The organism is Pseudoalteromonas sp. ND6B, from assembly GCF_000764215.1.
GTDB lineage: Bacteria > Pseudomonadota > Gammaproteobacteria > Enterobacterales > Alteromonadaceae > Pseudoalteromonas > Pseudoalteromonas tetraodonis.
In genome coordinates, this window is record NZ_JQFL01000062.1 from 22529 (window position 1) to 34895 (window position 12367).

General features: G+C 40.4%; 8 protein-coding genes. 2 read left to right on the forward strand and 6 right to left on the reverse strand.

The features are described from left to right. Positions 1-49: 49 nt before the first annotated feature. Complete coding sequence (locus tag ND6B_RS04615; RefSeq protein WP_033103974.1) at positions 50-2179, reverse strand: S8 family peptidase; 2130 nt, start codon at positions 2177-2179, stop codon at positions 50-52. 307 nt (positions 2180-2486) lie between these two features. On the opposite strand from ND6B_RS04615, the gene ND6B_RS04610 reads away from it, so the two are divergent. Continuing rightward, entirely contained in the window at positions 2487-3671 is a 1185-nt protein-coding gene (locus ND6B_RS04610) for an NAD(P)/FAD-dependent oxidoreductase (RefSeq protein WP_008113243.1), read from the forward strand. A 62-nt stretch (positions 3672-3733) separates the two neighbouring features. Here the strand turns inward: ND6B_RS04610 and ND6B_RS04605 are convergent, their stop codons facing one another. From ND6B_RS04605 to coaBC, 5 genes are all read right to left on the reverse strand, one after another. After that, on the reverse strand, positions 3734-4657 hold the full coding sequence (locus tag ND6B_RS04605; protein ID WP_051686706.1) for a Fic family protein: 924 nt from the start codon (positions 4655-4657) through the stop codon (positions 3734-3736). Between the two features lie 175 nt (positions 4658-4832). Then, positions 4833-5909: a GGDEF domain-containing protein gene (locus tag ND6B_RS04600; protein WP_033103976.1), complete on the reverse strand. Its 1077-nt coding sequence runs from the start codon at positions 5907-5909 to the stop codon at positions 4833-4835. A gap of 248 nt (positions 5910-6157) precedes the next feature. Next, positions 6158-8905 carry a S9 family peptidase gene (locus ND6B_RS04595; protein WP_033103977.1) on the reverse strand — a complete coding sequence of 916 codons (2748 nt, stop codon included), beginning with the start codon at positions 8903-8905 and terminating at the stop codon, positions 6158-6160. Between the two features lie 394 nt (positions 8906-9299). Further along, the gene (gene slmA / locus ND6B_RS04590) at positions 9300-9887 is read right to left on the reverse strand and encodes a nucleoid occlusion factor SlmA (protein ID WP_008113236.1); all 588 of its coding nucleotides are present in this window, start codon (positions 9885-9887) and stop codon (positions 9300-9302) included. A 224-nt stretch (positions 9888-10111) separates the two neighbouring features. Beyond that, positions 10112-11305 (reverse strand): bifunctional phosphopantothenoylcysteine decarboxylase/phosphopantothenate--cysteine ligase CoaBC, encoded by a 1194-nt coding sequence (coaBC, locus tag ND6B_RS04585; RefSeq protein WP_033103978.1) that lies wholly within the window; start codon positions 11303-11305, stop codon positions 10112-10114. Between the two features lie 141 nt (positions 11306-11446). Between coaBC and radC the strand changes: the two genes are divergently transcribed. Continuing rightward, positions 11447-12121, forward strand: coding sequence for a RadC family protein (radC, locus tag ND6B_RS04580; protein ID WP_008464109.1), 675 nt, complete (start codon positions 11447-11449; stop codon positions 12119-12121). Positions 12122-12367: the final 246 nt, after the last annotated feature.

Genomic DNA, 12367 nt, shown 5'->3' on the forward strand with positions numbered 1-12367 from the left:
AAAAAGCCGATACAGTGTATCGGCTTTTTTTATCTAAAGAGAGGATGTTTTATGGCTGGTATTGACCGCTTAGCGTTAAACCAGAGAATGTTTGATACGCATTAACACTTAAGTGCCATGTTCCCGCTTGAGGATTACTAAAAGTACAAGTTTCGGCGTTACCATTTTTATATGGACGACAATCATAGCTTGAGCTTGTTGGCTGGCTACCAAATTTTACAAATAAGTCTGCATCACCGGTGCCGCCTGACGTTGTAACAGTAAAGTTTGCCATACCCGCCGGTACATCTAGCGTGTAATGTTTCCACTGACCTGCATTTGCTGTGATATCAGACACTGTGCCGCCACCTGCTTGAGGTGTACCTGAACCACCACCTGTTGAACCACCCGTAATGTTACCGACTAAACTCACGCCACTGTAGGCTGAATAACCACGCAGCATTACATGGTAAGTGCCGGCTGTTGGACTATCAATAGAACATTCTTCACTGTTTCCACCTTTATATGGACGACAATCATAAGTGGTTGAGGTTGGTTTACTACCTGCACGTACATACAAGTCAGCATCCCCTGTGCCACCACTCATAGTGAAAGTAACATTGGTTGCACCACTTGGTACTGTCATAGTGTAAAAGTCTTGTGCACTTGCCGCACCGCTTAAACCGGTTTTGACTTCTCCATCAACAAGTTCGTTATCACCCGTTGTTGGCGGTGTACCACCAGATGCTGCAGCAACCGCAGCGGCCGCATCAACAATACCTGTACCACAGCTGGTACACGTGGCAGAGAATGGACGAGTGGTTGTTTTTAAAATACTTTCTATTTCATCAGGAGTCGCGTTTGGTTTTGCTTGTTTGATCAGTGCAGCAACACCCGCAACATGAGGAGCCGCCATTGAGGTGCCTTGCGAAAAGCCATAACTGTCGCTTGATGGTGTTGTTGAACCCGAATTGTAAGTTGATAACACACCTTCAGAATCATTGGCAAAGCTTTGCGCGCCACCCGGTGCTGCCACATCAATATTACTTCCATAATTTGAGTAATAAGCGCGGCCACCATTACGGCCAACTGATGCAACATTAACAACACCATTACAGTTACCTGGGTTGTAGTTTGCAGAATTATCGTTATCGTTACCTGCAGCAATAACAACAACTGTGCCGTTGTTACGAGCGGTATTAATGGCATTTTGCGTGGTTGAACTACATGCACCCGCACCACCTAAACTCATGTTAATTACATCGGCTGGATTAGCATTTGCTGATGTACCCGATACATTACCACCTGAGGCCCAAATGATACCGTCAGCAATATCTGAGGTTAAACCGCCACATTTACCCAACACACGCACTGGTACTACTTTGGCGTCATAAGCAACACCAGCAACGCCTTCACCGTTATTCGTTACTGCAGCGACAGTGCCTGCAACGTGAGTACCATGCCAACTAGAGCCTTGTGCACCGTTATTACCACATTCACCAGCTGCAACCGCATCCCCTGGATCGCGAGCATCGTTGTCACGGCCATTGCCATCATTGGCGACTGATAGATTAGAGATCATATCGTAGCCTGGTAAAATATTAGCGTTTAAATCAGCGTGAGGGCGGTAGCCCGTATCAAGCACAGCGACAACCACACCACTGCCTGTTGCCGTATCCCAAGCTGTTGGTAAGTTAAGTCCACCGGCTTGCTCATAGTAATGCCATTGATCGCCATAACGCGGGTCATTTGGTGTCGCAAATGGTTTTAGCATTTGATCGACTTCAATATATTCAACATTACCCGAATTAACCATTTCCTGCATGAACTGCTGGGCCTCTTCAGCGTTTAGTTTTTTATCGGCACGCATTACGTGATGGTTATTGAGTGCCATTGCGCGAACATACTTGGCTTTAACTTTGCCTTTTTTTGAGGTGAAGTTTTTTACAAAGCTTTGCGCTTTTTTATTCATCATTGCTGGTGATACATCAGCGGTTGAGGTACTCATCATATCGTTGTTATTCTTATATTTAATGATGAATTGAGTCTCAAAACCACCTTGATTTTGTAACTTAGCTGAGGTTTCTGCCATTGAAGGTGCGATTGCTTGCGCTGGGTTTGCCATGCTTGAGCTGGCAGCAAAGAGTGTACTTATTGTTAGCGCAACAGCGCATTTTTTAAATGAATTATTAGAAGTCATAATTACCCTTAGTGTTATTATTATTTGTGGATATCCACAAAGCGGGTACAAAGGTAAATGATCTGTTAACCATTTTGAAATATTAAATACGCATGTATCTATTTCATTTAGTTATAACCGCGTATTCAGTGAGCTTTCAATTGTTTTGTATTTAATTTTTTATTTGTTGCGATCCTAATGTATTAGATTTTTTCGGTGTTTTTTATCATTAATTGGCCTTTGTTGATAAATTAAAAACAATGTAACAACTATCTGGTTATTATCGAAACTTTGTTATAATCCACCAAAGTTTTTAAGAGATAACTAAATGACTCACGTTGATGTAATTGTGATCGGTGCAGGTGCAGCAGGTTTAATGTGTGCAGCGCAAGCAGGGTATCGCGGCCGAAGCGTTACAGTGCTTGATATGGGTAAAAAGCCAGGACGTAAAATTTTAATTAGTGGCGGCGGGCGTTGTAACTTTACTAACGAAAATGCGAGCCCTAATAACTATTTATGCGCAAATCCTCATTTTGTAAAATCGTGCTTAAGTCGTTATACGCAGCATGACTTTGTAGAGCTTGTAGACCGACATGGTTTGGCGTATCACCATAAAACATTGGGGCAATTATTCTGTGACAATAGCGCACAGGACATTGTTGATATTTTACTTACCGAGTGTGAGTGGGCGGGTGTTACTATTAAACTACGTAACGAAGTGTTAAATGTTGCTAAAACAGCAATGGGTTACAGTGTCACAACTGAGCAAGAAACACTTACTTGTGAGTCGTTAGTCGTTGCATCTGGTGGTTTAACTATGCCTAAGCTTGGTGCTACGCCAATAGGTTATAAAATTGCAGACCAATTTGGTTTAAAGGTTTTGCCGACGATGGCTGCTTTAGTTCCCTTTACCTTACATCAACACGATAAAGACCGTTTTGAAGGGCTTTCGGGTATTAGTATTTCTTGTGAAGTTACAAGCGAAGATGGCACTGTATTTAAAGAGAATATTTTATTTACTCATCGCGGCTTATCCGGGCCTGCCATATTACAAATAAGCTCATTTTGGCGAGCAGGTCAGGCGGTAACGATCAATTTACTACCTGAACTCGATTTAAAGCAACAGTTAGCTGACTGGCGAGAAACGCAAGCGCAAAAATCGTTAAAAAATAGCCTTGCCACTATCCTACCTAAGCGTTTTGTTGAAATACTCCATGACAGTAAAGCTATTCCTGATTGCAATATTAACCAGCTAACGCATGGCCAAATAGATGCACTCGCTGACTATATTCATGCGTGGCAAATTAAGCCAAATGGTACCGAAGGTTACAGAACCGCAGAAGTGACTTTAGGTGGTGTAGATACCGACGAGCTAAGCTCAAAAACATTTGAGGCTAAAAAAGCCAAAGGTTTATATTTTATTGGCGAAGTAACCGATGTAACGGGTTGGCTTGGAGGTTATAATTTTCAATACGCATGGAGCTGTGGATTCGCCGCTGGGCAATACGCATAAAAAAATAGCTCACCACAGCTTATTAAACCTGCCACTTTAGCTCTGAAGTGGCATTTTTATTTCTAATTTTTAAGTCTATATTGCTGCATTTTGCTATTCGGTTTTTCGGGAATGGTCATTTCGATTATGCCTGCCTCAATCGCAGGCTTTAAGTAGCGCTCTCTAAAATGTTTTCGATCTTTTAATCCTAGCTGATTTTGTAGCTCTTGTCGGTTTAACGGCCTTTCGCTTTGGTTAAATACATTGATTAAAGCGATGACTTGGGGGGCTTGCAGATTTATATCTAAAGTCTCTTCAACTTGAGGGGCTTGTTGTGGGGTTTGGTTTTTTGTTATTGATTTTAAATCACTTTTTAAAACGTTTAATGCTGAAAGTAATGTCTCTAACATGTACTCGATAAACACGGATGAGTCACCGATTTTGGTACTTAGGTTAATGCTTTCAACGTATTGTTGGCGTGTTGTCGCGATTAGGTTATGAATGTTTAGCAATGAAAATAGCGTATGCCACTGCGATAATTGCTTAGTTTGCCACACACACGCTATTTCAGTATTACCCTGTGCAAAAGGTTGAATAAACTGTAATTCATAATGACATACTGCACTACTGATTAAAGGGTGATGCGCGGTTGTTTTAAACCACGCAAATAACTCCTCTACCATTTGTGGTACTCTCATTGCTTGTGGTGCCATTTGCAAACCACTTTTTAATGCTAGACTTTGCTGCCTATAACTGCCTGACTTTTCACTTTGATCTTTCATTAAGCTGCGATGTAAGCATAACAAGTTGTCTGGGTTTGATAAGTCAGATGCTGTGTATTGAAACTCAGGGTTTTTCATTTGTACAGAGGTGAGTTTTTGTTGCTTATAGTGCTCAAGGGTTGCTGGTGAATATAAGGCACTGATTTTACCTAAAGCTTCACTAATATTTGCAATGCTGTGAGTCATACTGGCTGAAATCGAAAATGGGGGAGTGGTATTGCTCATTTCGTTATAGAGGATAGAGGTTATGTAAATCAGGGCGTTAGAATACGCGAACTAAGCATAAAAGTCAGTTTTGATGGTTTTTTAGTATGCCCTTTTATTTTTTTAGTAGTTCTTTATGGTTGGTTTTGTGAGTGTTTATTAATTAATTGGGTATCTCACTCAACTATAAAGGGCTCTATGAAGTTGCTATTGTTAGTTCAATGTCTCTAAAATACACTGAATTACGACCATTGTTTTTAGCTTTGTATAGCGCGCTATCTGCACGTTCTAATACGCTAAGAACCGAATCGTTAGGATGGATTAATGCTAGCCCTATACTTATAGTTAGTGGAATGTTGGCAATGGGAACAGCGTAAATACATTCTTTTAGTTGATTTGCCTGCGCTATGGCCTCGGTTAAGGAGGTGTTGGGTAAAATAATTGAAAACTCTTCACCGCCCCAGCGCGCTATTACTGAATGACCTGGCATTTTGCTTTTAACTATATTTGCAAATTCACTTAAAACACGGTCACCTACTATATGACCATGAGTGTCGTTAATTTTTTTAAAGTGATCGATATCACAAATAAGTAAACAGTTAGTGGTTTTTATTTTTTTAGAGTTGGTTATTAGTTGTGATAGCTCGTAATCAAATTTTTGCCTATTAAAAAGCCCTGTCAGTTTATCTGTTTCAGCAAGGTGTTGGATTTCTATATTGCGCATTGTTAAATGGTCATAAGCAGAAAAGCGAGTTTTTTCATAAAACCTGAAGATTAAGATATGGGCAATACAGACCTCTATGATATTAAATAAAGAGCCCAGACCTATAGTCACAGTTAGCTGCTGTTGTTTATAAGTTAAATAAGCGCAAATACAAAAGGCAATGCCGCTAAAGATGCTCCCCCAATTTCTGCCGACGAGAAAAAATGCAAAAGGAGGGATAAGTGTTGCCCAAAATAAAGAGTGGGCAAGGCCACCTACAGAGACAACAAATGTCATTATTAAACTAGCTACCATAATAGTGACTGCCCATGCTGCAGCATGCACATTCGCCGTTTTACTAAACCAAAGATAAATTGCTAGTGTTATAAGCAAGCCAAATGCGTCAATGGCTGCAATATCGTAGCTATCAAAGTAGAACAAATTGAGTAGAGTTAAAATTAAAAAGTAGCAGGTTGCTGTTAATAATGAATGAGCGATTAAGCGTGTGCGCCAAAAATCTTTATGATCTTTTGGATACTGTGGTAGCCCTTTGTACCAAAAATCTAGCATTCTCCACTTCTCTTTAGTTTTTATATTTTTATTGATTATTACCTATAACCCAGCTTTATTATAGTGCTGAGTAAAATCACTCTACAAATAAATATTTATAAAAAATAGCGTATTTTTGTGTTCAAACGAAAGCTCAATGTTTGCTATGAAGATTTTGGTCTAAGTTTTGGTTGGTAAATTATTTGATGTTAAAAGCTAAAAACCCCATAGCCTATCAGTGTATGGGGTTTTTAGCTTCGAGAGAGGGGTTATTCTTCTACAAACGCTTCACCTTCGTTCATCCACTTAGCGGCTGGCTTGCCTTTTAAGTAATGATCAAAGTACTGCATCATGCGTACGGAGAAATCTACCTGATTAGGGAATTGCTTTAAGTGATGCGGTTCACCTTCATATTGTAAAAATGTGGCGTCTTTACCCGCACGGCGCAGCGCTAAATAATATTGTACGCCTTCATGCCATGGCACAGCATCATCTTTGTCGCCAAACATAATCAGAATAGGGGTATTTACTTTATCGGCAAAAAAGACTGGCGAGTTTTCAATATAAAGCTCTGGGGCTTCAAATAAGCTTTTACCAATACGGCTTTGCCCTGTTTCATACTGAAATTGGCGAGCAAGCCCTGATTTTAAGCGAATGCCACTGTAGGCGCTGGTCATGTTAGACACTGGCGCACCCGATACCACAGCTTTAAACATATCAGTTTCGGTGATCATAAACGCGCTTTGATAACCCGCCCATGAGTGGCCTTGTAACCCTATTTTATTAGGATCGGCAATGCCTAAATCAATCAGCTTTTGGGTGGCGTTGATCATGGTTTGCGTTGACGACTTACCTGGGTGACCTATTTCAAAGCGAATATCAGGTAAAAAGATGGCGTAGCCATTTGATGTAAACATTGGGAAGTTAGGGCGATGATTTAATTCCATTTTAGGGAAGTCGTACATACGCTGGCTCATATAGCGGTAAAAGTACACCACAACCGGTACTTTATCGCCTTTTTTGTAGCCCGCCGGTTTGATTAATACCCCTTTTAAATCTTCTCCATCAAAGCCTTTATAGCTTATAAGTTCAGGTTCTTGGCCCCACGCGAAGTTATTAACTTGTGGATTTAAGTTCGTGACCTTTTGTGGCTTATTAAAGCTAAAGTCAGTTTGGTAAATATCAGGGAATTGCTGATAGGTTTGCTCAGTAAATAAGTATTTATCGGCATTTTTGGCTTTTTTAATTACATCAAAGCGTTTATTGCCTGTGAGTACTTTAGTAACGTTAAGCGTTGTTAAATTAAGTTTAGCAACTTCTCTTTGCTTACTTTGTAAGTTAATTGCAGAGAGCAGCAGCGTATCCTTACTGTTAAAGCCCACTTGGCTTTTATCAAGTGTGATCACTCTGTACTGAGTATTACTTTGTTTACCATTAGTTAAGCGTTTGGCTTGCTTGGTATTTACATTAAACGACCAAATATCGTATTTGCTATAAACCAGTATTTCGCTGCTATCGTTAAGCCAGCCAGCAAAGCCATAGCCAGGCTGCTTAGATGGGTAATCGTGTTTGTCATCGGCAAAGGTGGCGTTAACTGCTTTGCTGAGTACGCTCACTTTGTTATTGCCTAAGTTTTTAAGCTGTACTTGGTTATTATCAAAGTAAGCAGCAAACTGACCATTAGGCGCAAGGCTTGGTCTAAATGGGTAGTCGTTAATAATAGGGGTTTGTTTACCCGTTTTTATATCAACAGCAAAGTAGTCAGCAAAAAAACCGCCATACATTACTTTTTCAAGATGAGCTAAATTTGAGTAACCTAATAATGAATCCGCGCGTTCAGTATTAAGTGCGACCTCAGGCATATTTGGTGTGCTTAACTGCACAACTTGTTGCGAGTTTACATGGTATACCGCCGTGTAATGTCGATTTTTATTATTTTCATTCCATTGCTGCTCTTCGCGAGGTTTAATTTGCGCATCGTTGTTGTGCCATACATTTAACCCTTTTTGGTCGCGAATAACCTCAAAGTCATACAGTGACGACTCATCGGTATATTCCTTTTGTTTAACTTTTTCAGCAAGTTTTGGGCGGTTTTCAAAGTACAAGCGTGTACCATCTTCGGCCCACGTTAATGTCGCGGTTTTACCCATTAACCATTCTGGGTTAGGTGAATGCACAGTGGTAAGCGTCTCGTTTTGCCAAAGCGTTAATTCGTACTGGCGGCGGCGCTTATCATCGTTCACATAGTTACCTAAGGTAAATGCAACACTCTTATTGATTGGATGCCAAGCTATTTTGCTGGCAACCACACCCGGCTCATCAATTAATGCCGTGCTGGTGAAGTCATCGAGTGAAAACAAAGTAATTTGATTATTGTTACCATCCACATAGCTTTGGCTCACTAATAGCTGATCGCTGGTGGCGCTAATATCATAGGTGAAGGCACTTTCAAGAGTATGGGTGCGCTTATCATTTAAGTTGATGATAACCAGCGGGTAGCTTTTATCTTTTTTGTCAGCAGTGATAGCGCTATTGTTGTCGGAGGTTTTATCATCCGCGTCGGTGCTTTCATTTTTGCGATAGGCAAGCCATTGGCCGTTATTAGCAAGTACGTAGTCTTTTACGTCATTAAAACGTTGTTGCTCACCAGTTTGGGTATTCACTAATACTAAATTGTTTTTTAAGTCACTTTTTTTCTTTGTGGTTTCTTTTTCAAGTAGGGTAGGCACTTGAGTGAATGCAACCCAGTTCGCCATTTTGTTAATTGTAGGGCGAGTGCCTCGCTCTACTTCAGCAATAAGCTTGTTGTTATTTAGCGAGTAGACTTGCCCTGTGGCATTGCCGCGATAAGGGGTTGCACTAAAAGAGAGAATTTGACCATTTTCAGAGAGCTGCGTACCTTTTGCAGATTTAAAATCAAATACATCTTTAAATTCTAGTGGCTTATTTGCTAAGGCACTGGCGCTCGTTAAGCTTGCAATAAGTGCGCTGCCTATAAGAGTGAGTTGTGTTTTCATTATAGATTCTCGTTTTTTAACATTATTTTATTGTAACGAGTTTTAATAACAATTCGAGTAGATACGATAAGTGGTAGCAGGGCAGAGATGAGAGGTTAAAAATGAATGGTAAAAGGTAAAAGGTAAAAGGTAAAAGGTAAAAGGTAAAAGGTAAAACTTTCGGGCTACGGGATGCGAGGTGCTATGTATCCGTAAAAAGTTAGGGAAGCGGACGTTTAATTGTGGTTTTTAATTTTTTTACTTTCTGCTCTGTGTTCAAATTTATTTTTAAGTCTAATTTATAAAAAGAACACAGAGTTTATGTGGACTTAGTGATAGGCGAAGGTTAAAGAGTTTAATTTAATAACCTTGCTAGCAAGATTATCATATTACCTAAAACCTAAAACCTAAAACCTTATAACCAAATTTTTTGTAATTCTGGCCATTGTTTTTCAAATTGTTCACTTGGGCGAGCACTAAAATTACTGCGCACAAACTGATTCATTTTACCTTCAACGTAGGCAAGCAGAAAGTTAGCTAGGGTTAACTCATCGCTTTGGAAGTTTTTACCTTCACGTAGCTTACGCTCTCTAAGAATTTGTTTGAATTGGGTTTCTAGCTTTTCAAATAAGCCTTGTACACGTTCGCGAAGTCGTTCCTGCTCACCTTGTAGGGCGTCGCCTGTTAATATACGAGTAATGCCAGGGTTTTTCTCAGCAAATGTTAGCAGCAGTAATAGGGTGTTATATACGCGTGCTTTGCTTTCTTTTTCGTTATCTAAAATAAGATTAATACGTGATAGCAGGGTGTCTTCAATAAATTCAATTAACCCTTCAAACATTCGCGCTTTGCTAGGAAAATGACGATAAAGAGCCGCTTCAGAAACGCCAACTTCTGCGGCAAGTTTGGCTGTTGTAATTCGCTGGCCTGGGCTGGTTTCTAACATTTGTGCGAGTGCTTGCAGTATTTGCTCTTTGCGATTACTTTTTTTTGTCGCAGGCATGAACATTCCTTTTTTAATAGTTATTTTTTCTACATCAATGTGCGATAACACAGCTACCGGCCTAGTGCTGCTACAGGCAGTAACCAGTGAGGCGGTATTTTCACGTGTTACGGTGAAGCTCTGGTACTGCGCAAGCATTAAACTATATTAGCGAGATAAAATTACACTAAAAGGTCACAAGGCGTCATCATGTTAATGTTTTATTCAGTTTGTTTCCAGCCTTTTTATAATCGTTTGGCAAGCTGTTCGATCACTTTGATAGCTATTTCTGTTTTGCTGGTCTCAGGTAAATCGAGTTGTTCATTTTGCCAGTAAAGAGTGAGTGCGTTACGCTCTGAATTAAAGCCCAAATCACTTTGCGATACGTCGTTAGCACAAATCATATCGAGGTTTTTATTGGCTAGTTTCCCTTTAGCGTAATTAGCAACATTTTGCGTTTCTGCTGCAAAGCCGACAGTGTAAGGGCGGCTTTGTGTAAGGTTTGCCACCGCTGCTATAACGTCTGGGTTCTTAACTAAGCTAAGAGTGAGTTCATCACCTTGTTTTTTCATCTTTTGTGTGGCGATATTTGCTGCACGGTAATCGGCTACAGCAGCGCAGCCAATAAAGGCGTCTGATTGAGGAGCGTAATTGAGTGACTCTTGCAATAGTTGCTCAGCACTTTCTATATTAATTAAATTAACCCCTTGCGGTGCGGTAATGGTTACCGGGCCTGAAATTAAGTTAACTTGTGCGCCAAATGATAAAGCAGCTTGTGCTAGTGCATAGCCCATTTTTCCTGAGCTGTGGTTTGATATAAAACGCACCGGATCGAGAGGTTCTCGGGTTGGACCTGCGGTAATAGTAATGGTTTTACCCGCTAAGAGTTGTGGTTGCGCAGGTTCAGTGCATAAACTCACTAATTCATGCGGTTCAAGCATTCGCCCTGCACCTACATCACCACAGGCTTGCTCACCCTTACCAGGTCCCCAAACAGCAACGCCACGCGCCTTTAAAGTGGCTATATTAGCTTGCGTTGCAAGGTGTGCGTACATTTGCTGATTCATTGCCGGCGCTATGGCTACTTTTGCAGGGGTTGCGAGCAATAACGTAGTGAGTAGGTCATCAGCAATGCCTGCGGCCATTTTTGCAATAATATTGCTGGTGGCAGGGGCAACTAAAATTAAATCAGCCCATTTGGCAAATTCAATATGTCCCATTGCAGCTTCTGCTGATGGGTCGAGTAATGAGTCAGACACCATTTCACCACTGACTGCTTGCATCGTTAGCGGGGTAATAAAATGCTTTGCTGATTCAGTCATTACAACTTTAACGTCACAACCATGGTCTTTTAAACGTCTTACGAGTTCGGCACATTTATAGGCTGCAATTCCACCGCTAATTCCCAGCACTATTTTTTTATTTGTTAAATTAATCATGGTTGTTCATCAATTTTATAAAATATGCTGGCTAAAATAACAAATCTTGAGCGTGACAGCTAAGATAAAATGCGTTTTATCGCGCTAATTTTTAATTTTGCATTACAGTTATATGATACTGACCGCTTTCAAGGATGAACGATGCAATTAACCTCTCTGCCTAATTCACTCAGACCGCGAGAAAAGCTGCTAGAAAAAGGCGCAAAGGCACTCTCTGATGCTGAACTATTGGCTATATTTTTACGTACTGGTTTACCCGGTATGAATGCGATAGAGCTGGCACAGCACCTGCTCAATGAAAATAAAACCCTGCATAATTTGTTTAATGCCAGCATAGATGAATTTTGTGCGCAAAAAGGGCTAGGAACAGCTAAATATGTACAGCTACAAGCGGTACTTGAACTGAGTCAACGCTATATGCAAGAAGGCTTTGTTCGCGATGCCGTTTTTAACTCCCCTCAAGCTGTATACGACTATTTAACCTTGCAAATGCGAGGGCTGCAGCAGGAGGTGTTTATGGTGTTGTATCTTGATAGCCAAAATCGTTTATTGAAAGATGAAATCTTATTTTATGGTACGATTAACGCAGCCAGTGTGTATCCCCGTGAAGTAGTCAAAGCAGCGTTAAAAAATAATGCGGCAGCGGTTATTTTCTCACATAATCACCCCAGTGGTATTGCAGAACCGAGTCAGGCCGATAAGTTAATTACCAATAAATTGTGCCAAGCACTGCAATTAGTCGACATAAATGTGTTGGATCATATTATTATTGGTGGTGAAAATTGTGTTTCGTTTGCTGAACGGGGACTTATTTAAGTTTATCGCTCGCAGATATGTGCTAAAAATGAGCGGTTTAGTGTGTTTTGGCAAATTAGTTTAATTTAAATGCAGTTTTTACTTTCCCTAAGGGCATTCGATCTTTATAATTAGCCGCTATAAAATTTACACATGAGCTGGTTGGATAAGATCAGTATTTGATCTTTGCCTGTAAAAGCTGTATAAAGAGCGCCCTTCGATTTATCTCTAGGGCACAAATACATGGCCTTAGGGAAAAATTAAGCT